Below are 23,547 nucleotides of genomic sequence, written 5' to 3'. Positions count from 1 at the left end.
TGTCGAACTCAGGACGCTCTGCACCATGCCAGCAATGCGCGCCGGTCGGGCTTGCCGACAGACGTTTTCGGCCAGTCGGACATCAGAGTGATCTTTCCGATGAGACCGCAGCTGTTCATCACTTCGGTGACGCGAAGGTGGATTCGTCCGAGGTCTGCCCCGGTGGGTGCCAGGCGGCACAGTACTGTCGTCGGTGTGTCTGCTCCTGTGGCCGTTGGGGCGAAGACGACGACCTCGTCGACCTCGTCGAGTGCGGTGATCTCGTCGACCAGGACGCCTGCCGAACAGAGTTGACCGTGGTTGTTTGTCCATACGTCATCGATGCGGCCCAGGACGTTGATGGCACCGTTGTCGTGGACCATCACCGCGTCCCCGCTTCGATACCAGCCGTCCGTGAATGCGCTCTGTGTACGGTCCGGGTGTCCCCAGTAGCCTTCGGCTCGGTGCGCTCGGCGGAATTCGGGCTCGCCCACTCGATAGGTATCTGCGTCGATTCCGTGGATGGGGCGCACTCGCATCTCCACCCCGGGTAGGGGCCGCAGTTCGGCCGCGCTCTGCAACTGTGGCCGCAGATCTGCGCACATGATGCCGCACTCGGTGGCCCCGTAGAGCCTGCGTAGGTGGACCCCGCACCGCTGGTGGATCAGTCGCGCAGTGGTCGGCGTCAGGAGAGCCCCGCCCGTCAGTGCGGTGGTCAGGTGTTCACCCATTCGCTCCGATGCCGCCGGTGACGCTGCGATCGCGTCGTAGTGCGAGGGAAGGGCGCTCATATAGGTACCGTTCCAGTCGCAAATCGCTCTCGCGTGGGCAGAGGCCGGGAGACCGGCGTCGAGGTGCACCGTGGGTGCTCCCGAGAGCAAGCCCGCGAGAACGTGAACGTCCATCCCGTGCGCGAAATCGAGGGGGTGGATGTTGATGATCACATCGTCGGCTGTCAGACCGAGCTGCTGGCACCAGTCGGTGCGGTCGGCGAACAGCGATTCCTCGGTCCAGTACACCCATTTCGGCTCACCACTCGATCCGGATGTTTCGAGGATTCTTCCTCGCACGGTGTCGTGCTCGGTCACGTCGCATTGACGCGTTGGGTTGCAGTATCGGAGCTTTCGGGTTGCTGCATCGAACACGGAGGCCAGTTCGGGCAGGTCGGGGTCGATGTCGTGGTCGGTAATGGCGTGCCAGCGGCGGCCCAGTGCGCTCAGTCGGTCCCATGCTGGATGCCGCGTCCGGCTCGCCAGGTGCACGCCGCCGGCGGCCATCGTTCCCAGTAGTGCTGCAACGAAGTCTGCGGCCCCGGGGTGATGATCGACGACGACCACGTCGCCTTCGTCGATCACCGGTGCCAGTGCATCACGCCATGCCATCGCCGCGGCCGACAGCTCCCCGAACGTCGTATGGCGTCGTCCCTGGTGAAGTGCGTCCTGATCCTGTTGGGGCATGCTGTTCAGTGCGGCGAGGAACCCTCGCGCGTCAGACATTGATCTGTCCTCGGAACAAGTGTCTGACGCTGCCCGGTTCGATCGTTGTCCGCCCGTGCAGAACCTGTTCGTTGTCGAGGACGAGAAGATCACCCGGGGCCCAGTCGTGCGAGTAGAAGCTGGTACTGCCCCGCAGGTAGGAGTCGAGCCGTGCGAAGACGGCCCGGCTGTCTTCTTCGGTCGAGCCCGCCAGACGGACCGACCATCCTGCGGGGGTGGTCCGTTCCTCGGTGAACGGGAGTGCCACGTTCAACCGCGTTGTCCCCGTTGCTGATCGCACTGCAGGTGGAATCGACAGCCAGCGGTGCGCGACGTCGGGAAAGTGGGATTGGTCGGTGACGTAGTACTCCCAATCCACGTCGGTCACCGTGCTCAGGTCCGGTGGGAGTGTTGCATCGAGTAGATCCGATTGCAGACAGAGTTCTGTGCGTCCGGATCCTGTGGGCTGATCGACTGCATTGCAATACAGCGCAATGTATTTGGGACAGGTCCCGACAAGTGTGCCGTCGGTGTGCAGAGGCAGGGCACTGCGCCCGGTGACGACGCGGTCCGGTAGCGGGCTTGCGTCGAGATCGAGCAGACCTGCGCTTCCGGTGCCGAACCGATGTGTGGCGAGAGTCCCGAGCCCCTGCACGAAGACCTCGAAGTCGCTTCTGCCGAAGTCGACGTCGCCGACCAGAGCGAATCCATCCCGGGTGGCCACTGCCGCGAGATCTCCGGGATCGGTGGCCGTCACCGCTGCTCACCGCCGACCGCAACATCGTGGTTTCCCAGAGGGACCTCATCGAGGGTCTGTGCCCGGATTTGGGCACAGACGGCAGCCAGTTGTTCTCCGAGCGCGCCGTCCAACCCTGCTGACAAACCCGCCCCTTGGTGGATTGCGACTTTTCTCCCGAACGCAGTCTCACGGGGCAGTTGGTAGGCCGCGAGCTCGCGGAGGTAGTACTTTTCGATGCCGTCGACGGTCTTCAGCTGAGCGGGGACACTCTGTTGAAGGTGCAGTAGAGCAGGACTCCAGTACGGGTGGTACATGCGCGGCCCTGGGGTGAATTGGCCGGTCACCATCATTCCTGATGCGCTGGCGTCGTCGATACGTTCGTTCAGATCGCCGGCGACTGCGCCCATACCGAAATCGCTTCCGGCGTTGAGCAGATCGCTGCCGAGTCCGGTCACGAGGTCGGCACCACATGCTCGCGCCAACTCGAAGGCCACTGTCACCAGCAGATGCACGGTGATGACTTCTGCATCATCGGATTGAGTGTGCTGCATGCACGGGTAGATCGCCGCTGTCGATTCCTGTGCGGTGACGTCGATGACGTCGAGCGGCAGACCGACGTGGCGCGCTGTTCGAGAGGCACCGTCGATTTCGTCACCCCAGGGTGTGCGGAGGGTCAGTGCACGGACGTCGGCACCGGCCCTCCACAAGTAGGAGGCGAGGAGTCCGGAGTCGACACCACCGGAGAGCAGTAAGCGAATGGGACGACCCGACGATGCGATTTCCGTTGCTGCAGTGCGTAATCCATGGTCGAGCCACCCCATGGCCTGTTCGAGCGAACACCCTGGGACACCGCCCGACGGCGACGATCGGGGGACAGCGCGGTGCACCGACAACTCTCCGTCGGCGGAGCAGACCAGAGTCGTCCCGGGGCGAAGTGCCGTGGTGGTTCCTGCGCGGTGACCGACACTCGCGGCGGTCGCCGCGAATTGCGCTCCCACCGCCCATGTCCGTGCATCATCGGTGCGGGAGAGAAAGACTCGGCATTCGCCGTGCAGCGGCGTCGTGATCATGACTGTTCCGTCGTTGCGGTTCAGAACGGGGCCGGTATGTCCGCCAACACGGCGGATGCGGCCGCTGTGCGAAAAGACGACCCACCCATGATCGGTTGGGGTCATGGGTTGTCTCCGACAATTGTGCGCATCTTCTGTTGGGCCGCATCGCCTGCAGCGAACCCCGCTCGGTGGCCGGCTATTGCTGCAATACGGGCTCGTTCCATGTCGAGCAGCAGATCGTGGTTGACGAACGCCTTGGTGCGGGCAAACGGCACCGATTGGTACTCGGCCAGTGCCTGTGCTCGGGTGCATCCTGCAGCGAGCGGGTCACTATGGGCTGCAACGAGTTCATCGAGGAGGCCGTCGGAGAGTGCGGTGGTACCGAGCCATCGATCGCACCCGATGATCATTCGATTCGCCACGGCAGGCCCTACTCGGCGTTGCAGGAGCGGAGCTCCGAGTATGCAGGAGATACCCAACTTGAGCTCGGGCATACGGAGGTCCGACGTCGACGTTCCGATGCGCCAGTCGGCGCACAGTGCCAACTGAAGACCGATGCCGATGCAGTATTTGTCGATGACTGCCACGGTCGGTTTCGAGATCGACAGAACTGCTCGATACATGTCCACGCAGGCGTCGATCCATCGGTTGACCTCGGAGCCTCCCGTGAAGTCCTTGACTTCGTTGAAGTCACCGCCGACACCGAAGGATCGACCGTCTCCCCCGTACAGAACCAGCCCCTCGACATCCGGGGTGTCCCCTAGCTGCCAGACCAACTCGGTGATGCCGCGCATCTTGTCTGTGGAGAACGTGTTGTGTCCTTCACCGTCGAATTCGATGATCGCCAAGGGGCCGTTGCGAACTGCAGTACCGCCATGGGCTTCGGGCGACCTGGGCCGATCGTGGGGCTCGTGGGTGGCGGAGGGTGAGTGCAGTGTTCTCACGCTTCGACCAGCTCCCCACGCTTTCGGCGGTCTGCGTCGAGGGCGCGGCGTGTGTAGAGACGTTGTCCCCATTGTTCGCTGTGATCGGCGCTGATAGCGGTGCCGTTGCATATTGTGGTGACGATTCGATGGAATTGAGCCAGTGCGGCGGCGGCGGTGCGTTCGCTCAAGCTCGTCTCGGATTCGCCTGGGACGATGTCGAATCGGTCGACTGCGATGATCGGACCGCCATCTACCTTCGGGGTGATGATGTGGCAGGTGGCCCCGAATTGCGTCTGGTTGTCGTCGATCGCGTAGCGATATCCGCCGATCCCTCGGTAGTTCGGGGTCGCCGGGTGGAAGTTCACGGCCAGTTCCCGCACTCGATCGAGTGTGGCCTCGGACAGGATGAAGTCCGATTTGAAGGACAGAAGCAGGTCGCACCCGTGCCACTGATCGAACGATCGAGTTACTGGATCGCCGTAGTCCCAGGCAAACCAGTCGACGTCGGCGAATCTGCGGCGGAGAAAGTCGTGGGCGAGTTCGCCCCACCGTGATCCGTCGGAGATGAGCAGAACAGAGCGGGTGTCTTTCATCGAGTGACAACTCCTTCGGTGAGTGGGAGAGCCCAGCAGTACGCGAATCCGGCACCTGCTTCGTGTAGAAAGGTGTCTGCCTCTTCGTAATCGGCCAGAGCCGAGCTGTATCGGCCGTATTTCGGGGACGTCCGGCCGATGCATCGAGCGGAGCCCTTGTACAGCTCGACGGTCACTGTGCCCGTCACGCGGTGAGCCAGACGGGCGCAGTAAGCATCGAGTGCTGCACGCAGATCGGTGAACCAGTAGCCGTAGTAGACCAACTCTGCGTACTGGTCGGCGATGGACCGCTTGTGGTGGAGCGTCTCTCGGTCCAGTACGAGTGCTTCGAGATCGGTTCGTGCAGCGAGAAGAACTGTTGCAGCGGGTGCTTCGTAGATTCCGCGGCTCTTGAATCCGACGATGCGGCTCTCGAGAATTTCGGTACGCCCGATACCGTTCGCGGCCGCTGTGTCCCCGAGTTCGCTGACCAGGTCGATCAGGTCGAGCTTGCGGCCGTCGAGAGCGACGGGGATGCCTGCTTCGAACTCGATCGTGATCGTTGTTGGACGATCCGGTGCCTGCACCGGCGCGGTCGTGATCTGCCATGCATCGGGCGGTGGAGCGTGGTCGATGAGGTCGAGATCCCCGCACTCGATGCTGGTGCCCCAGATATTGGTGTCGATGCTGTACGGCGTCGTCTTGCTGACACCCACATCGATACCGTGACGATCGGCGTAGGCAATTTCGCTACCGCGGGAGGTCATTTCCCAATCGATGACAGGTGCGAGGATGTCGAGCTCGGGAGCCAACGCCCGCACGGAGGTGTAGAACCGGACCTGATCGTTTCCCTTGCCCGTGGCACCGTGAGCGACTGCGGATGCACCGCGTTCGCGAGCGATGCTGACCAGCCGCTCGGCGATCAACGGTCGAGACAACGGTGCAGCCAGAAGATATTTTCCCTCGTATGCAGCGCCGGCGGCGAGAGCCGGGATTGCATAGTCGTGGAGGAACAGGTCTCGGACGTCTTCGACGATAACTTCCGACGCGCCGGCCGCGGTTGCGCGCTTCGAGACGGCCTCGAGGTCCTCGATTTGGCCGAGGTTCGCGCAGTACGCGATGACCTCGGTCTGATAGCGCTCTTTGAGCCAGTGCACGGCAACGGATGTGTCCAATCCGCCGGAATATGCCAGGACGATGCTCATACCCCGACCTCCATCGCGAGTTCGGGCACGCTCACGCCGCCGACGACGGATCGCGCTGCTCGTAGGCATTCCGCCTTCGCCTCCCAGAGGCGGGTTCTGGCTTGCCGGATTTCGGCGAGTCTGTCGGTCACGTCGGCCAGGCCTTGCTCCTGCTGTTCGGAGACCCGCGTCGGTCCGGTGGATCCGGCAGAGATGTAGCTGCGCAGTGTGTGGAGCGGATCGCATATCTGCTTCATGTCGACCTCACTGATGTCGATGTCGTGTTCCTCGCGGAGGAAAGTGGTGGTGAACGCGACGTTGCGCAGGGTGTGACCGGCTGCGAGGGCGGCGTTGACGAGGTCACCGGTGATGCGGTGGGCTGTGCGGAAAGGAACGTCGAACCGAGAGACCAAGATGTTGGCGATCTCTGTCGCGGTCGAGAAGTTGTCCCAGCACAGGGCTCTGCCGCGAGCACCGTCGAACGCGGTGTGCAGGTTCTGGCGTCGGCACAGGCGAATGGTGTCGAGGTACGTATCGAGGGCGCCCCAGTAAACCGGTTTGTCCTCCTGCAGGTCGCAGCTGTACCCGAGACCGACCGACTTCTCCATCACCAGCAGTTGCACCAGCGCACCCACCGCGCGACCGGACTTCCCTCGCGCCAGTTCTGCAACCACCGGATTCTTCTTCTGCGGCATGATCGAGCTACCGGTCGCGAACGAATCGTGCACTTCGGCGAGAGCGTATTCGTTCGAGCTCCAGGTGACGATCTCTTCCTGCATGCGAGATAGATTCACAGCACCGCTGGCAGCTGCGCCCGCTACTTCGACTGTCCAGTCCCTCGTCGACGTCGCATCGAGCGCATTGACCATCGGTGCATCGAACCCGAGAAGCCGGGAGGTGTAATCGCGGTCCAGGGCGAATGTAGTTCCGGCGAGCGCACACGCGCCGAGCGGATTGATGTTGATGCGCTTCCAGGCATCCATCAGTCGGGAGGCATCACGCAGCAAGGCCTGTGCGTGCGCAGCCTTCCAAAATGCTACCGAAATCGGTTGCGCTGCCTGCGAATGCGTGTAGCCGGGTAGAACTGCTTCTCGTTCCGACTCGGGGCACCCGAGCAGATCCTGCACGAACATGAGCAGTTCTTCGCTGGCATCGAGCAGCCACTCGCGGGTGACCATGCGTGCGTCGGTCTGCACCTGATCGTTTCGGGACCGTGCGGTGTGCATGCGGCCGCCGACGGGTCCGATCCGTTCGATGAGCATGAATTCGGTGTTGAGGTGCACATCTTCTTGTCGGACGTCGAGCTGCAATCCACCGTCGGCTCGGCTGCTCTCCATGTCGAGCAGCCCAGCGAGAAGCGCTTTGGTGTCGGGTTCGGTGTTGATTCCCGCGCGACCGAGCATCAGAACATGAGCGATGTTCTGCCACAGGTCGTGTTCGAGCATTCTGCTGTCTACCGATGCTGTCTCTGTGTAGCGAAGTACATCGTCGGTGATATCGGTGGAGAATCTTCCACCCCAGAGCTTTTCGCTCATTGATCGGTACCCCTCTGTGTGCGTGATGGTTCGGTTTCGGTACAGGAAAGTTCGGGTTAGGGCACGGCAAAGCCAAGACCTGGCGGGATTGGACGGCCCGGGGCGCGGACCCGGGCCAAGGCGTCGTTACACAATCAAGTCAGGTCGGGCTCGGGTCGAGTAGTTGAAAGAGCGAAGGGAGAAGGGCTCGGACGGCGGGGGTGTTTACTCGAAGGCCAGCCGGACGCCGAATCCCACCAGAACAACACCCAGTCCACGCTCGAGCCACGCCCCCAAGCGGCCCTTCTCCAAGAACCGGCGAGCGGACGAGGCAAGAAGTGCGTACGAGGACAGACATATCAGCGCCACCACGAACTCGATCGACATGAGCAGCATGGACCAAACGAAAACGTTCCCGTCGCGCGGAATGAACTGCGGCAGCACCGCCAGGTAGAACGCACCCATTTTCGGATTCAACAGGTCCGCGACGAAACCGGTCATGAACGCTCGCGACCACTTCGGCTGGTGCGCGTTGTAAGTCGCGGCATCGACGTCGGTGAAGCTGCCCTTGCGCTGCCAGATACTCTGAATTCCTAGAAACACCAGGTAGGCGGCACCTGCGATACGTACCGCGTCGAATGCCCCGGGGACGCTGGTGAGCAAGGACGCCAACCCCACGGCCGCAGCGATGCCCCAGGCCATCGACCCCGTCGCCGCACCCAAAGCTACGGCGATGCCGTGACGCACACCGCCGGTAAGCGAGTGCTTGACCGCCAACATGACGTCAGGACCTGGGATTATTCCGAAGACGATAGCGACGGGGAGATAAGCCAGAACGGGGTTGTTCACGGCAAGAACGGTACGACCGCTCCAGCATCGATGCACGTTTCCTAAGTATCGCTGATCTAGGTTTAGTATTTGTGGATGTACAACCACGATCAGCTCGCCACACTTGCCGCGATCTGCGATTCAGGGTCGTTCGAGGGAGCTGCAACGGCGTTGCACATCTCGTCTTCTGCAGTCAGCCAACGCATTACCGCGCTCGAACGAGCGTCGGGGGCCGCGCTGCTACAGCGAACCAGGCCGGTACTACCCACCAGAAACGGGCAAGCCCTGCTCCGACTCGCGCGGCAGATCGAAGTCCTCACCGTCGACGCCGACGCTGAGCTACGCGGCGGCTCAACGACAACGAATACTGCTGCACCGCTGCGCTTTTCACTTGCTATCAATGCCGATTCGGTCTCGACGTGGTTCCAACCGGTGATGAAAGCGATAGCCGTCGACCGACGGATACTGCTGGACCTCCACATCGAAGATCAGGACCATACAGACGCTCTACTGCGTCAAGGCGCGGTCATGGCCGCCGTGACGACCTCACGCACCGCAGCACCTGGCTGTACGGTCGAACCGCTCGGAGCCATGGTCTATTGGCCCGCGTGCGCACCCTCACTCATTCGCGACGCCGACTCCGACGGTTGCGATCCCAGCCGCCTCCCGATGCTGCGATTCGACAAAAAGGACGACCTGCAACACGCCTATCTACGCAAGATCAAGGCGCACCGTGAGCCCCCGATCCACTACCTCCCATCGAACCGCGAATTCCTGACTGCAGCTCGACTCGGACTCGGGTGGGGCGTGCTACCGGAAGGACAAATCGCACGCGACCTCGCCGACGGGACACTCGTTCACCTCGACCCCGACCACAACGTCACCATTCCCCTGTATTGGCAACGATGGCACCTGCCATCCGAAACCCTCGACAGAATCACAGGCTGGGTACGCGATGCTGCACATAACGCATTGATCGACACACCCAAAGAACGAAAAACAGCGAACCGTCCCCCAGGTCATGCGGTGACCGGCGCGGCAACACCGGAACCTGCGTGAGTCCGGCGGTCATCGGTCCAGCTGTGACGGCTAATTGCACACCCTGATTGGACCAAAGTTGCGGCGATGCACGCCGGTCGCATGGTCCGCCGCCGGGTGCGCGCCTAAGGTCGCCGATCGCTGACCGAGCATACGACGCGGGGCGTTGAGCCTCGACCGAATGCTCCACCACGCATCGAAGTATCGATCGGCGCGGATCCCATAGTGTACGAAAAGCAGTGATTGCTGGCAGCACAACTGAAAAACGTCAAAACAGCTACTGCTGCAGCTTTTTTCAGACTGGGAGTACGCACGGCCTGCGGCGGCGCGGGTCTCTGTTCCGTCAGGGTGAGGCGAGTGCCTCGGACAGGTAACGAATCAGTGCCGCCTTGAGCTCGGTCACGAGCTGGTCCTTCTTGTTAGTTTTTTCTGCGGCGATGACGGGCATCATTCCGCGGGTGATCTGCAAGGCCACCAGCGCGTGGAGGTCGATGCGTTCGCTGGACAGGGTCGGTGCGAGTGCGGCCAAGGTCTGGGCGACCCTCTGGGAGAGTTCGCTCTGCAATGGTACGACTGCGGTATACAGGGCAGGCTGGGTATCTGCTCGCGAGAACAGTTGCAGGAAAGCCGGATTGGCCGCATTGAAGGCGACCATATTGTCGACGGCCCGGTCGATGAACTGCGGTAGAGATTCCACGAAGCCGTCCGGTCGCGGATCGACCGCGGCCGATTGGGCGTCGGTCAACTCCACGACGTAGCGTTCCGCCAATGCTGCGGCGATGTCTTCCTTGTTTCTGAAGAACTGGTACAGCGAACCCGGTGACATGCCCGATTTGCTGGCGATAGCGTTCGTGGTCGCTGCGTCGAACCCGACTTCTCCGAACAACTCCTCCGCACCGTCGAGGATCGCAGCGATGCGCTTGAGTCCGCGATCCTGACGCTTGGGTGCAGGAGAGGTAGTTGGCGTCGAGGTATTCGGCATGTGAACTCCAGGCTTTCCGGTAGACAAGACGAGCTTTCGCTCGTATTCTCGCAAATCACGAGCAATCGCTCGTATCCACGGTAGCAGGGGGACCCGCGATGCCCACCCGATTCGCCACAACTCGACCCGGCCTCACCCTCGTAGTGGCCGGCGTCCTCTTCCTCGTGCTCGCAGCAGTCGCTGCCGGTGCGATGAATGCACTGTCCCTGAACAGGTTCGAGGCGACCAACGCCCCGTCTGCGGCAGCCGAGGCGCTGCTCAACGACACCTTTCAGACCGGCACACCCAACATCACCATCCTCGTCACCGCGAAGACCGGCGACGTCGACAGCTCGGCCGTCGCCGCGGACGGGTTACGTCTGACCGAGTTCGTCGACACCTTCCCCGGCATCGACGACACATGGTCCTACTGGACCGAAGAGGTTCCGACCCTCGCCGCCGGGGACGGCAGCTCGGCGCTGATCCAGGCGTGGGCACCGGGCGACGCCACCGAAATCCGGCAACAGGTCCTTCCCGCTCTCGACGAGGCACTCAGCCGGTCGGCTACCTCGAACATCGACATCGCTCTCGGCGGCAGCGACGAGGTGTTCCGCTCCGTCGCAGAACAATCCAGGACCGACTTTCTCCGAGCAGAGCTGATCATCGCCCCGCTGGTGATCGCACTGTTGTGGGCCGTCCTACGGCGGCTCCGTCTCGCCGCAGTGGTCTTCGCAACCGGACTGTTCTCCGTCGTCGGCACCCTGGCCATCATGCGCGTGGTGGCAGCCTTCACCGAAGTATCGACCTTCGCGGCGAACATCGCGCTGGTGATGGGCATTGCACTCGGCGTCGATTACGGACTGTTCCTGATCTACCGCTTCCGAGAGGAAGCCCGCCGCACCGCTGACCTGACGTTGGCCGTGCAGCGAGCAGCGCAGGCAGCCGGACGCACCATCATGTTCTCCGGCGCCACCGTCGCCGCGTCACTGGCCGTTCTGCTGGTCTTCCCGTTCCCGTTCCTGGCCTCGTTCGCCTACGCCGGGATAGCCGTCGTCGCCACCGCCGTGCTCGCCGCTACGGTCGTACTCCCGGCCGCATTGGTGCTGCTCGGGCACCGCGCCTTACGGCGCAAGGAACCGGACACCGACGGAAGTACCGTGTGGCGGCGGATCACCGTGGCCACGACCGGCCGACCTGCAGTGTTCGCGATCGCCGGTGTGGTGATCTTGATACTGCTCGGAGCGCCGGTACTAGGCGTTCGGTTCGGCGCACCGGACGATCGCATCCTGCCGCAGTCGGTTCCGGTCCGCGCCCTGTACGACACCATCCGCGACGACTACGCCAGCGAGGATGCAGACGCAATTCTGCTCGTCGCACCGACCATCGCACCGGACGGCCTCGCTCGGTACGCCTCCGATCTCGCAGCACTGCCCCAGGTGCTACGAGTGGACAGCGCACTGGGCACCGTCGAACCCGACAGGGCGCTCACTGCTCCACCGAACGGCGCCGTCCGTTTCACTCCCGACACCGCAGGCAGCTACCTCTCGGTGGTACCGACTCGCGAATCACTGGACGACAGAGCCGGATTCGTCTCCGCGGTACGGTCGGTGGAGCCTCCCGGCCAGGTACTCGTCGGCGGCTCACCCGCGATGCTCGACGACTACACCGACGGCGTCACCGCCCGGCTCCCGCTCGTGGCCGTGCTCATTGCACTGATCACCTTCGCCATTCTGTTCGTGATGACCGGATCGATCATCGCCCCCATCAAAGCCACCATTCTGAATCTGCTGTCACTGACGGTCATGTTCGGTGTCCTGGTGTGGGGTTTTCAGAACGGCAATCTTGCTGGGCTGCTGGGTTTCACCCCTACCGGTGCCATCGAGCCGAGCATCCCCATCCTGATGTTCTGCATCGCCTACGGCCTGTCGATGGACTACGAAGTCTTCCTGCTCTCGCGCATCAAAGAAGAATTCGACCGTACCGGAGACAATCGCCAATCCATCATCGATGGCATCTCACGCTCCGCACCCGTCGTCACCGCAGCAGCTCTCATCCTGGCCGCATCCTTCGCCACCTACGCCACTTCCGGGGTGACCTTCCTTCAGCAACTCGGAATCGGCATGGCACTGGCGGTCCTGATCGACGCCACCGTCATCCGAGCGATCCTCGTCCCCTCCATCATGGCCCTGACCGGCCGCTGGAACTGGTGGGCACCGCGCCCACTGGCACGCCTGCACCAGCTCATCGGCATCACCGATGCTCCACGCGTCGATACACCTGGTACCGAAGTCGACCCTGGAAGACCCAAAACCCCTGTATGAGCACTGCACTCGCACGCTCCCAGCCACCACATCCCCGCCCCGATCGGAGTACCCCATGCTCGACAGCCGCCATCACCCCCTCTCACGGCTCCTCGCCGCGATTGCGATAACCGTCGCGTCGACCGCCATCTTTCTCGGTGGAACGGCCATCGCCTCCGCGCAGCCGACCCGATCGGACGTGATCGACGTACCGGTGTCCTTCACAGTCCGCAACACCAACGACACAGCCGTCCCGTGCACCGCCGACGGCGGAACCTACACCATCCGTGGCCATCTCACCGCTCCCGCAGAGGGTTTCGGCAACGCCATCACCCTCTACGAACACGGCATCGCAGCCGGCGAATGGTACTGGCGTCTTCCAGTCGAGGGATACCACCACACCTACGAAATGGCCGCTCGCGGACAGACCTCACTGACGATCGACAGACTCGGATACGACACGAGCGACGCTCCGGCAGGCGGGGCCATGTGCGTGGGGTCCCAAGCAACGATGGCCCATCAGATCGTCCAAGCGCTGCGTACCGGCACCTATCAATGGGATGCATCCGGAACGGCCCCCACCTTCGGGCACATCACCCTCGCCGGCCAGTCGAACGGCGGGCAGATCGTCCAGATCGAGGCCTACACCTTCGACGACGTCGACGCTCTCGTCGTCATGGACTGGGCCGATCGCGGACTGACACCCGAGGCCTACGTCAGATTCTTCGCCGCCACACCACGCTGCCTCACCGGAGGCTCGGCATCGGAAAACAATCCCGCCGCCAAGGGCTACACCTTTTACGACCAAGGAACCACTGAATTCGTGACAGGAAACTATGCCGATACCGAACAACAAGTAATCGATACAGCAGCGCCCTATCAGAACCAACACCCGTGCGGCGACATGCTTTCACAAGGCCCCGGAATTCTTCTCGACCTGGCCAAAATGTCGAGCATAGACATTCCAGTTCTCGGCCTCTACGGACAGGACGACGCACGCGTGCAATTCGGTGACGAACATATTGCATCGTTCACCGGAACATCGGACAGAAAGGCGATCACGATTCCTCACGCAGGCCATTACATGGGCCACGCACGGAACGCCGCCATCGTCTTCGACTCGCTCGACCAGTGGCTCGACGCCCGACAACCCCACTGACCGCATCAGATCGGCATCAAATAGCTGAACGCACTATTGCGAGCCTGTGCACTTAACCGTGTGCACAGGCTCACAATAGTGCTCGAATTACTGGCGGTATATCTGCGCTCGAACTGAAATTATATTGTTACGGGAATCACTTTCCGAACATTTGGAATTAACGTGAAAAGAATTGACTTATCGAAAACGTGGCGCTGTACTTGAAACCACGTACCGATCGGTGCGTTTCGCACAAAGCAGAAAATCTGCGACCACCTTCCTGGGGGAAGAAATGACTGTCACCACACCACCGTTCGATATCGCCAGTGAACTGACATTCGATCGCACTGTGCCGCGAAGCCTCGTCCACCGCGCAGCTGTCAGCGAGGTCTTCCTCACCGACGCTGCTGCGACGGGCGAGAACCGATTCGTCGTCGCCGCGCAGCTACCGCGAGGGCATGCCCTCTACAGCGACCGACTCGACGACCGGTACGACCCCATGATCCTCGTGGAGGCATGCAGGCAGGCCTCGATCCTGATCAGTCACCAGTTCTACGGAGTACCCAAGGACTGGGCGTTCGTCTTCCGCAAGGCCTCGGTGTCGGTGACCGACCTCGCTGCCCTCCAGGTCGGGGAAACACCGGGCCGGTTGGTCATCCGAGTCGAATTCGAGAAGCGGTTCCACGTCGAGGGGTACCTGACCGGGGCAGTCGGTAGGTACCAGACCGTTCTCGACGGCGTGCCTGTCGGCGAATTCGTCGGATCCCTGAGCTTCATGCCCAAGCAGATGTTCGCCGAGATGCGCGCGGCCGGGCGGGCAGCGAAGAACACCCCCGATCAGCCGTATACCTCTGCCGCCGTTCCGCTTCCGCCTGCACGCGTTGCCCGGCGGGACTCGAAGAACGTCGTCATCGCCTCCACCGGCACCGAACACCCCGACACGACGTACGAGGTCGTCGTCGACAACAACCACCCGTCGCTCTCCGATCACAAGGTCGACCACGTCTCGGGGATGCTCTTGACCGAAGCGTGCAGGCAGGCATCGGTGTGCGCCGTCCTCGACACCCACTCACTGCCGGAATCGTCGGTCGGTTCCCCGGTGCGCTACGACATCCAGTTCCTCGACTTCGCCGAACACGAGCTTCCTGTCTACTGCCGCTTGATCGACACCGCACCCACCGAGTCCGGGACTGGGATCGTCGCATCTTTCGAACTCGTCCAGGGTGACGTCGTCATCGTCCGCTCGCAGGTCGAGGTGGGATGACGATGTCCGACAACAGTATCGACACCGGTCCCCTCGTTCTCGTCGTCGACTACGGCGGCGTCCTGACCAACCCCATCGCCGACACCATCGCGGCGTTCACCGAGTACATGTCCGTGCAACCGGAGGACCTGATGGGTGCCCTGTTCACCGCGCACGATGACCCGGACGAAACGATCATGGCCCCGCTCGAACGCGGCGAAATCACCGAAGCGGCCTTCCTCGACCGAGTCGGATCGGCACTGGAAACCATGACCGGACGCGCTATCGACCTGTCACAGTTCCGGCCGGCATGGTTCTCCGGCCGGGTCCCCAACTCGGAACTTCTCGACTACTTGCACACGCTGAAATCCGAAGGACGAACTCTGGGACTGTTGACCAACAACGTCCGAGAATGGGAACCCGAGTGGCGAGGAATCGTCCCCACAGGCCTGTTCAGCGTCGAGGTCGTCTCCGCGAACGAAGGTGTCCGCAAACCCGAACCCGAAATCTACCGCCGGACGACCGAACGACTCGGCGTCCCTGCCGCTCGATGCCTGTTCGTCGACGACGACCTACGCAATTGCCAAGCCGCCCGAGCGCACGGAATGCAGATACATCACTTCACCGACACCGCGGGAGCCATCGAGGCAATCGACGCCTGGTTCGGACGCCAGCAGCCGGCCGCGCAACCCACCGCGGACGCGCTCCTCGAGGAGTCCGCATGAGCACCCCCGAACCGCTGCAGTCGGCCCCCGAACGCTGGTGGACGCTGACAGCGGTCTGCCTCGGAACATTCATGCTGTTCTTGGACCTCACCGTCGTCAACGTCGCACTGCCCGCGATACAACGAGACCTCTCGGCCAGCTTCGAGCAGTTGCAATGGGTGATCGACGCCTACGCCCTGGCACTGGCCGCGTTTCTGCTCACCGCCGGCTCGATCGCGGACAGACTGGGCCGCACCCGGATCTTCGCCGTCGGCGCGCTGGCCTTCACCCTCGCGTCCGTGGCTTGCGGTCTCGCTGGGTCAGCAACTCTGCTCAACGCAGCACGTGGAGTTCAAGGCCTCGGCGCGGCCATCATGTACGCCGTCGGCCCAGCGATGATCGCAGCGACGTTCCACGGCCGCCAACGAGGAACCGCCTTCGGCATCTTCGGGGCCACCTCGGGCATCGCCATCGCTGCGGGACCGTTGATCGGAGGCATCCTCACCGAAGTGGACTGGCGATGGGTGTTCTACCTCAATATCCCTGTGGGACTGATCATTCTGGCCGTCGTCGCTCTGAAAGTCCGGGACCACCAGACATCGACCGCGCGCCGCGGTCTCGACCCCCTCGGTCTGGCACTGTTCTCCGCAGGTCTGTTCGCGTTGATCTTTGCAATCATCCGGGCACCCGTCGTGGGATGGACCGACCCACGTACCGCGGTAGCGTTGGCGGTCGGTGTGCTCGCCCTCCTCGGCTTCGCTGTGGTCGAGCGCCGCGTCCGCAATCCCATGCTCGACATGGTCCTGTTCGGAAACCGTTCCTTCAACGGCCTGTCCGCGGCAACGTTTGCGATCAACTTCGCCGTCACGGCCACCATCTTGTTCTCGGTGCTGTGGATGCAAGGCGTGCTGGGCTACTCGGCTATCGAGACCGGATTGAGGTTCCTGCCGCTTACCGGCGTCCTGCTGATATCCGGTGCCGTGGGCGGAATACTGAGCGCCCGGATCTCGACATCGATTCTGATCGGAATCTCGCTGTTGTGCACAGGAATCGGGTTTCTGTTGTTTCGATTCGCGGACGTCGGTGACAGCTGGACGGCGTTGTTACCGGGGTTTGTGATCGCGGGACTCGGTATGGGACTACACAATCCACCCCGTGCGAGCGCGGCAGTGGCTCTCGTTCGGGCCGAAGACTCAGGGATGGGAGCTGGGATCAACGAGACATTCCAGCAGGTCGGTGCGGCATTGGGCGTGGCGGTACTCGGAGCTTTGGCTCATCGCACCATCGAATCCGAACTCGACACCGCGTACGGATCCGCCCTGACTCCGGCCCAGCTCGACGCCACCGTCGACGCCGTGGCCTCCGGGGCCGTCGCGGCGCTGCAAGAGACCGGGCAGGACGTTGGGGTGGCAGCAGAAATCGCGTTCATCTCGGCGCTGCATCAGGTCACGACGATCGCGGGAATCGTCACCCTCATCGGTGCGATCGCGGCATTCACCCTCATCAGACGCAAGGACTTCCTCGTCGACCCCGCGGCAGCAGACCCGCACGCAGCGGCCTCTCCCCTACCCCGCGACGCGCCGTCCACCGGATACGAGGACGTGATCTCGGCCGAACAATCCAGCCTCGCCCCGCCTCGCCCGTCAGGAGTCCGGACATGACCGAGCACACCGTCCTCATCGTCGGCGCGGGCCCCACAGGTCTGACGCTTGCTTGCGAGCTCGCCCGCAGGAACGTCGACCACATGATTATCGACGGCAAGTCGGGGCCCTCGACCGAACCGAAAGCCCTCGTACTCTGGAGTGCCGCCCAGGAGAGCCTGCGCATCCTCGGTGTCGATCCCGCGGTATTCGATGCCGGCGTCACTCTCGACCGAGCGTCGTACTGGTCGAAAGGGTCACAGATCGGCCACGTCGACTTCACCGGCCTCGACCAGCCCGGCCTGCACAAACCACTGTCCCTTCCGCAGCCCCTCGTCGAGGCAGCTCTCCTCGAGCTCTACCAGGCGCTGGGAGGTACGGTCCGCTGGCGGCACAAGTTCCTCGGTGCCCTCGATCCGGACCCTGCCGGGCCCAGCGACGGGGCGAGGGCGTCATTGGTCGGTCCGAGCGGAATCCGCTTCACCACAACAGCAGAGTGGATCGTGGGCACCGACGGTGCACACAGCACCGTGCGGAAAACAGCGGCCATCGACTTCGACGGCGACAGCTACGACGACGCTTTTCTGCTGGTGGACGGCACCCTAGAAACCGATGGGTCGGTCGGGGAGGCTCAGTACCATCTCCACCCGGACGGGGTGACGGTCGTCGTCCCGCTCCCAGGTGGTGGACACCGGGTATTTCTCGGACACCGTCAGTCCGCTTCCCCTGCGCTCATACCGCCGACTCAGATCACCGATCGCGCCAACATCATGCTCGGCCAACGCGGCCTCGGCCGCTTCCGGGTCAGTAATGTGCTTTGGCAGAGCGACTTTCGAGTACACCGGAGACTGTCCTCGCGCTACGTGTCGGGCCGATTCATCCTTGCCGGCGACGCTGCACATATTCACAGTCCTGCGGGAGGTCAAGGTATGAACACCGGAATACAGGACGCGGCGAATCTCGCGTGGAAACTTGCAGCAGTAGCGGTCGACGGAGCCGATGCAGCACTACTCGAAACATATGAACTCGAACGACGACCCGTCGCAGAATCGGTCGCCGCGATGACCGATCTTCAGACGAAACTGTGGACAACTCGTGCTGCCGTTTCGCGGTGGATCCGCGACCGAATCCTCGGAATCCTCTCGGCGACAGGGCTCCTCACCCGGCGTGTCGTTCCTCAACTGGCGCAGATCGATACGGCCTACGGCCCGTCAGTGGCCCGCGGGGGCGGGCGCGGTCGAACCATCTCGCCGGGCAAGTTCCTGCCCCCGCATCCCGTCCAGTTCGACGGAGAGGTCGACAAGTTGCTGCCCGACCTCCTCGATGACCGACGAGTCCTGGCGCTGGCCACCATCACCAGTATCGACGAACTCCGGGCCTTACATGCCATCCTCGACTCGTGGGGGTCGCGGCTGCACGTCGTGGTCGTGGTCCACTCCCCCACCACACTTCTGAGCGCAACTCCCACCGTGATCGACACCCACGAGATCGTTTCGAGCGAGCTCGGACAGGGCGGTGTCGCTGTCGTGCGTCCCGACCGCATAGTGGGCATGACCGGCTCGCTGCAGAACCCTGCAGCCATACGGACCTACCTCACCGCAGTGGCCGGACCCGCGGACACACAGGCAGTCGAACGCGGTCGACCCGAAACGAGCGCCTCCAAGGAGACAGCATCATGACCGACTTCCCACACGTGAACCTCGGAACAGGCCTCGAAGTATCCGCACTCGGATTCGGCGGCATGGCATTGACCTCGATGTACGGCGAATCCGACCCCGACCAAGCACTGAAGACCCTGCATCACGCCGTCAACCTCGGCATCGACTTCATCGACACCGCAGATGTGTACGGCCTCGGGACCAACGAGGAACTGATCGGCAGACTCCTCGCCGACCGTCGCGACGAGGTCACCGTCGCCACCAAATTCGGTATCGATACCTCCGTAACCGAACCCGGCCGCAGAAGCCGCGGAGACAGGGCTTACGTCCGCCAGTGCATCGACAACAGCCTGCGTCGCCTCGACGTGGACGTCGTCGACCTCTACTACCTTCACCGGGTCGACCCACACATCCCGATCGACGACACCATCGGAGCGATGGCCGAGCTCATCGCCGACGGAAAAGTCCGGCACATCGGAGTATCGGAAGTAACCGCCCCCGAACTAGAACGAGCGCACCGGACCCATCCGCTCGCCGCGGTCCAGTCCGAATGGAGCTTGTTCAGCCGCGACGTCGAGAACGCCATCGTCCCGACCGCAGCTCGACTCGGCATCGGATTCGTTCCCTACTCCCCACTGGGACGCGGAATGCTCACCGGAAAAGTGAAACAGGAACAGCTCGGCGACAACGACTTTCGGCGGTATCTACCCCGCTTTCAACTCGACGCATTCGAAACGAACACCGACGCCCTCGCCCCATTGACAGACATCGCGTCACAGCACGGATCCACGCCCGCCCAGATCGCATTGGCGTGGCTACGGGTGAAAGGTACACAGTTCGCGCTGCCCGTCGTTCCGATACCCGGCACTCGGAATGCGGATCGGGTCACCGAAAACGCGGGCTCGGTGCACATCGAACTCACCGCGGACCAGCTCGCCGTCCTCGACACCCTCGCCGACGCCGTCACCGGAACCCGAGCACCCGACATGAGTTGGGTATCAGCCGGCCGCGAATGACACGGGCACAACTGCACGGCACAGCCGCATTCCCGCCCCGTCGATCAGATCGACGGGCGGGAATTGTGCCGCCGGGAACCGGAGCGTCACTGCGCCGAAATGCCCGAATTGCGATGACTCCAACTACGGCCACGACGAAAGCGCCAGTGGCCCAGGGGATCCACGCGGGGTTGGCTCCCAACACGCTTCCCGTGGTCAACAGAAGAGTGACCCACACGGTTGCGGCGACGATATTCAACACCGCGAACCTCGAGAACGACAACGAGGAACCCGCAGCGAGACGTGGCCCCAAGGTCCTCGCGCCTCCGACGAAATGCGTGGTCACTGTCCCGACGCGCGCATCCCCCGAAAACAACTGACGTGCCCGAGCAAGCACCCTGTTGATCAGGCGCGCAAAGCGGCCTGCGCCGGCGATATCAGCGCGACACGATCCACGCCTGATGGACCGAAAGGCCAGCTGAGCCCCTGCTGTCGACGAAGCGATCAGGACGATCGCCGTCACGACGGGATCAAGTTCGCCCAGCCCCACGAGAGCACCGACCGCCAGAACCGTGCCAGTACCCGGGAGGAGAAACCCGACGAGCAAGCCGGATTCCACCAAGAGGATTGCGGCAGCCACGAGCAGAACCATCGGAGCACACCAGGAAGCGATTGAGGCTATGACATCGATGAACAGATCCATCAGATCCCCACGTCCAACGGTGACGGCCGCTGCCATCAAATACGAGTATTAACTCGTAGAATACCATTCGTCTGGATTCGCCGCCTGCGATAGCGTGACTACCGAGACAGAACTGCGGGGCTCAGGTGTGGCCCAGCGCAATAAGCGGCTGCTTCAACACCTACTCGCCTCTGAGCGTTGCCGACACCGATTCCCGTCCGCTTCTGCGGTCGAACGCCGCGAAGCAATCGGCGACAGCGTGCGCCCGATCCAGCGCCGAAGGAAATTCCGCGAGCTGCACATTCCACAATTCGCAGCACACCTCCAGCCGCGGAATGTTGGTTGCGGGGATCCCATGGGCACCGGCGGTCAACGCCGCGATATCTGCGGGCAGGTGGTGCCAACGCGACCGGACACCATGCCGGTGAAAGACCTTGCTCAAAAATGCCGCATGGATCTCCGGATCTGCGCCGCCGAGCGTGTTTCCAGCCAACACATCACTGAGCGCCGCGAGCTCCGTTCCAATGGTCAACGCGTCATGCTGCGCCTTTTCCACCAGCCGTCGACGGTGGTATCCGCTGAGCTGCAGGAATGTTGAATCCGCCCGTTCGAGCTGTGCCGATGTCAAAGGCAGCGCGAGATCCCACACCCTCCCGGATGCACCGTCGATCGCGGCGAGCTCGAAGGCCTCGTGAGCCTCGAACGACGGCCCCGTGGTGTGGACGTCAACAACGACGAGCTGCCGGCCCCTCATCCCCGCAACTCCCCCTGCCACACCGAATCGATACACGGCACACCCACGCCGGCAGTATCGACGTCGAATTCGGTCATCACCGCGGCGAACCTGTCCACGACGTGTCCTACGGCGTCCCCGCTTCCGTCGACGTTCACATCTCCACCGCTCTTGTCTCGCATGATCATTCACCCCCACCGATAGGCCAAGGCCCCTGTTGGCTGTCTCTGTCGATGCACACTAGCGTCAGGACCGGACACCACGAACAGCTCGAATTCTCATCCGCAGGCCAACGGGTCTGCCGTTCAAACGGTTGTCAGCCCTAACTACCAGTGACATCGCCCCCCAACACGAGGACCATCAGAAGCGGCCTGGCCGCAACGACCAGCTCAGCGGGTTCGCGGTTGCACCTCAGGTATCTCCACCCGTCGATTTGAGTCAAGGACGACGAGTTACAGCGGGGGCATGTGCCTGCTGCGACGAACACTCGTGGAGGTTCAGATGGGCGAAATAAAATGCCGACCGTTAATCCTGATCAGGGGGTTCGGCGGCGTCGATGTCGCTGATGATCAGCGTAGTGCGTATCAGGGATACAACGACGGCACGGTCTACCCCACCAAGCGTGGTGACAACTACATCTACGAGGGCTTCCTGCTCCGCGCACTGAAAGCGAAGAGGTACCGCTACACAGACGCGACCAACGTTGTGGGCTACTACGCGCAGAATGTCGAAGGACCCGCCGACACGGGCGAATACGACCCCTCTGATGTAGGCGGCAGCGTTGTCATCGATCCGCGCACGGCCGCGCGCGTTCTCAACGAGGCCACTTCCGGGACGATATGGGTGTACCGATTTTACGACCTCTCGCCGCGGACCCTGGCCCGATACGCGGAAGGGCTGGTCCGCCTCATTTCCCTGATCGAACGGTCGTCAGAACAGCACAACCAGACATTCGACGGCGTCGACGTCATCGCCCACAGCATGGGTGGGCTGGTTATGCGGGAGGCCCTGTTGGCGATGGAAGAGAACGCACACCATTCAGCTCAAAGACTGGTGCATCGCGTCGTCACCCTCGGCACACCGCACCGCGGGATTGCCTTTCAACGCGTGCCCCGCTGGTTGCTCGACCTGCTGCCGGGCGCGCGCGACGCAAGCGACGAACTGGCCTCGTTCTCGCCGTCGAGCACGAGGTTCTTGAAGGTCTTGGACGCGTTTCCGATCCAGCGGATCCTGACTGTCGTCGGCACCAACTACCGCACCTACGGCGCGAGCGGAGCTTCGTTGGCAAATCGGCTGTCCACCCTGTTCGACGGAGGTTCGCTAAGTACGAACCGCAGCGATGGGCTCGTCAAACAGTCCGCCGCGCAGCTTCCCGGCGCGCCCCGCACCTTCGTACACAAGTGCCACGGCGGGGTGGACTCACTGGTGACGTGCAGGGAATCCTACGAGATAGCGATGCGGTTCCTGCACGGGTCGCATCGCATCCAGCTCTGGCTCGACGAGGCAAAAGTCGAGCGGGGACAGGACTGTTTCGGAAAAAGTGAGTTCTACTTCGGGGTGACGATCAAACCGCGGTACGTGGACTTCGAGCTGTTTCACCAAAGCCCGGAGGCGGAGAACTGCTACGGCCCGTTCGACCGTCCGGACCTGCTCGGCGGGCCACCCGACCTGGAAGGTGAACTCAGGAATCCCCTGGACGATGCCGGCGATCGCACCACGGGGTGGGCTGGGCCGGATCGGTTGGTCTGGGAAGGCTGGGTCGATCAGGATGACAAACCTGACACGGACGTGCCGGGTCTGGTCTTCCGCCTCGATGTATACGTCGGCGAGAGAGACAGCTACGGCGTCGGGTTCTCCGACAACGTGATCTTCCGAAAGCAGTATTACGTACAGGTGTTCCCTCGCGCTGGTGGACCGGCCGTGTTCGTGCACACCGGTGAACGGTTTCTCGGCAGCAACGACCCGCAATACGAGGCCGAGCTGGGACTTCTCGCCGACAACACGGCCAACGGCGTGCAACAGCTGGCACGGAACGACGCCGGTGACTGGACGTTTGCCGTCGACGGAACCGGATTCGCAGGAGAATTTCGCATCGCAATCAATGCCGAACAATGATCGGACGACCGGCTGTTCGTACTGGTCGTGGCTGTCCGCTCCTAGACCTCAGTCACGATGACTGCAGGCTG

The 23,547-nt window shown here is 62.7% G+C and carries 20 protein-coding genes; 9 read left to right on the top strand and 11 right to left on the bottom strand.

Features of this window, described 5'->3' with window-relative positions; translation table 11 throughout:
- Nucleotides 1–8: 8 nt before the first annotated feature.
- The 8 genes from CH285_RS05315 to CH285_RS05280 all read right to left on the bottom strand — a co-directional run bounded on the left by CH285_RS05315 (nt 9) and on the right by CH285_RS05280 (nt 8,290).
- The gene (locus tag CH285_RS05315; RefSeq protein ID WP_032365002.1) at nt 9–1,475 is read right to left on the bottom strand and encodes a class I adenylate-forming enzyme family protein; all 1,467 of its coding nucleotides are present in this window, start codon (nt 1,473–1,475) and stop codon (nt 9–11) included.
- A complete protein-coding gene (locus CH285_RS05310) occupies nt 1,468–2,211 on the bottom strand; it encodes a TauD/TfdA family dioxygenase (RefSeq protein ID WP_015586125.1) in 744 nt (247 codons plus the stop codon). The genes CH285_RS05315 and CH285_RS05310 overlap by 8 nt, the downstream gene beginning before the upstream one ends.
- Nucleotides 2,208–3,368 (bottom strand): asparagine synthase C-terminal domain-containing protein, encoded by a 1,161-nt coding sequence (locus CH285_RS05305; protein WP_052053091.1) that lies wholly within the window; start codon nt 3,366–3,368, stop codon nt 2,208–2,210. The genes CH285_RS05310 and CH285_RS05305 overlap by 4 nt, the downstream gene beginning before the upstream one ends.
- The gene (locus CH285_RS05300) at nt 3,365–4,189 is read right to left on the bottom strand and encodes an enoyl-CoA hydratase/isomerase family protein (RefSeq protein WP_052047791.1); all 825 of its coding nucleotides are present in this window, start codon (nt 4,187–4,189) and stop codon (nt 3,365–3,367) included. The genes CH285_RS05305 and CH285_RS05300 overlap by 4 nt, the downstream gene beginning before the upstream one ends.
- Nucleotides 4,186–4,764: a formyltransferase family protein gene (locus CH285_RS05295; protein ID WP_032364999.1), complete on the bottom strand. Its 579-nt coding sequence runs from the start codon at nt 4,762–4,764 to the stop codon at nt 4,186–4,188. The genes CH285_RS05300 and CH285_RS05295 overlap by 4 nt, the downstream gene beginning before the upstream one ends.
- Nucleotides 4,761–5,948 (bottom strand): argininosuccinate synthase, encoded by a 1,188-nt coding sequence (locus tag CH285_RS05290; protein ID WP_015586121.1) that lies wholly within the window; start codon nt 5,946–5,948, stop codon nt 4,761–4,763. Before CH285_RS05290 ends, CH285_RS05295 begins: the two co-directional genes overlap by 4 nt.
- On the bottom strand, nt 5,945–7,462 hold the full coding sequence (argH, locus tag CH285_RS05285; protein ID WP_052047792.1) for an argininosuccinate lyase: 1,518 nt from the start codon (nt 7,460–7,462) through the stop codon (nt 5,945–5,947). The genes CH285_RS05290 and argH overlap by 4 nt, the downstream gene beginning before the upstream one ends.
- A gap of 204 nt (nt 7,463–7,666) precedes the next feature.
- On the bottom strand, nt 7,667–8,290 hold the full coding sequence (locus CH285_RS05280; RefSeq protein WP_032364998.1) for a LysE family translocator: 624 nt from the start codon (nt 8,288–8,290) through the stop codon (nt 7,667–7,669).
- A gap of 75 nt (nt 8,291–8,365) precedes the next feature.
- On the opposite strand from CH285_RS05280, the gene CH285_RS05275 reads away from it, so the two are divergent.
- The gene (locus tag CH285_RS05275) at nt 8,366–9,328 is read left to right on the top strand and encodes a LysR family transcriptional regulator ArgP (RefSeq protein ID WP_015586118.1); all 963 of its coding nucleotides are present in this window, start codon (nt 8,366–8,368) and stop codon (nt 9,326–9,328) included.
- A 322-nt stretch (nt 9,329–9,650) separates the two neighbouring features.
- On the opposite strand, the gene CH285_RS05270 is transcribed toward CH285_RS05275, so the two are convergent.
- On the bottom strand, nt 9,651–10,289 hold the full coding sequence (locus CH285_RS05270) for a TetR/AcrR family transcriptional regulator (protein ID WP_015586117.1): 639 nt from the start codon (nt 10,287–10,289) through the stop codon (nt 9,651–9,653).
- 98 nt (nt 10,290–10,387) lie between these two features.
- Between CH285_RS05270 and CH285_RS05265 the strand changes: the two genes are divergently transcribed.
- The 7 genes from CH285_RS05265 to CH285_RS05235 all read left to right on the top strand — a co-directional run bounded on the left by CH285_RS05265 (nt 10,388) and on the right by CH285_RS05235 (nt 19,967).
- Nucleotides 10,388–12,589: an MMPL family transporter gene (locus CH285_RS05265; protein ID WP_052069823.1), complete on the top strand. Its 2,202-nt coding sequence runs from the start codon at nt 10,388–10,390 to the stop codon at nt 12,587–12,589.
- 55 nt (nt 12,590–12,644) lie between these two features.
- Nucleotides 12,645–13,727 carry an alpha/beta hydrolase gene (locus CH285_RS05260; RefSeq protein WP_015586115.1) on the top strand — a complete coding sequence of 361 codons (1,083 nt, stop codon included), beginning with the start codon at nt 12,645–12,647 and terminating at the stop codon, nt 13,725–13,727.
- Nucleotides 13,728–13,998: 271 nt separating this feature from the next.
- Entirely contained in the window at nt 13,999–14,970 is a 972-nt protein-coding gene (locus CH285_RS05255; RefSeq protein WP_015586114.1) for a ScbA/BarX family gamma-butyrolactone biosynthesis protein, read from the top strand.
- A 2-nt stretch (nt 14,971–14,972) separates the two neighbouring features.
- A complete protein-coding gene (locus CH285_RS05250; RefSeq protein WP_052047793.1) occupies nt 14,973–15,674 on the top strand; it encodes an HAD family hydrolase in 702 nt (233 codons plus the stop codon).
- A complete protein-coding gene (locus CH285_RS05245) occupies nt 15,671–17,314 on the top strand; it encodes an MFS transporter (protein WP_015586112.1) in 1,644 nt (547 codons plus the stop codon). Before CH285_RS05250 ends, CH285_RS05245 begins: the two co-directional genes overlap by 4 nt.
- On the top strand, nt 17,311–18,972 hold the full coding sequence (locus tag CH285_RS05240; RefSeq protein WP_015586111.1) for an FAD-dependent monooxygenase: 1,662 nt from the start codon (nt 17,311–17,313) through the stop codon (nt 18,970–18,972). Before CH285_RS05245 ends, CH285_RS05240 begins: the two co-directional genes overlap by 4 nt.
- Nucleotides 18,969–19,967, top strand: coding sequence for an aldo/keto reductase (locus CH285_RS05235; RefSeq protein WP_015586110.1), 999 nt, complete (start codon nt 18,969–18,971; stop codon nt 19,965–19,967). The genes CH285_RS05240 and CH285_RS05235 overlap by 4 nt, the downstream gene beginning before the upstream one ends.
- A gap of 842 nt (nt 19,968–20,809) precedes the next feature.
- On the opposite strand, the gene CH285_RS05225 is transcribed toward CH285_RS05235, so the two are convergent.
- Nucleotides 20,810–21,382, bottom strand: a complete 573-nt coding sequence (locus CH285_RS05225; RefSeq protein WP_015586108.1) for a hypothetical protein — start codon at nt 21,380–21,382, stop codon at nt 20,810–20,812.
- Complete coding sequence (locus CH285_RS27795) at nt 21,379–21,543, bottom strand: hypothetical protein (RefSeq protein WP_155289035.1); 165 nt, start codon at nt 21,541–21,543, stop codon at nt 21,379–21,381. The genes CH285_RS05225 and CH285_RS27795 overlap by 4 nt, the downstream gene beginning before the upstream one ends.
- 319 nt (nt 21,544–21,862) lie before the next feature.
- Here CH285_RS27795 and CH285_RS05220 point away from each other — a divergent pair, with 319 nt between their 5' ends.
- Nucleotides 21,863–23,476, top strand: a complete 1,614-nt coding sequence (locus tag CH285_RS05220) for an esterase/lipase family protein (protein ID WP_032375847.1) — start codon at nt 21,863–21,865, stop codon at nt 23,474–23,476.
- Nucleotides 23,477–23,547: the final 71 nt, after the last annotated feature.

Origin of the sequence: Rhodococcus sp. 05-2256-B1 (genome assembly GCF_002258465.1) — a bacterium.
GTDB lineage: Bacteria > Actinomycetota > Actinomycetes > Mycobacteriales > Mycobacteriaceae > Rhodococcoides > Rhodococcoides fascians.
Note: the sequence above shows the minus strand (reverse complement) of the source record. Positions and strands in the feature narration are given on the sequence as shown.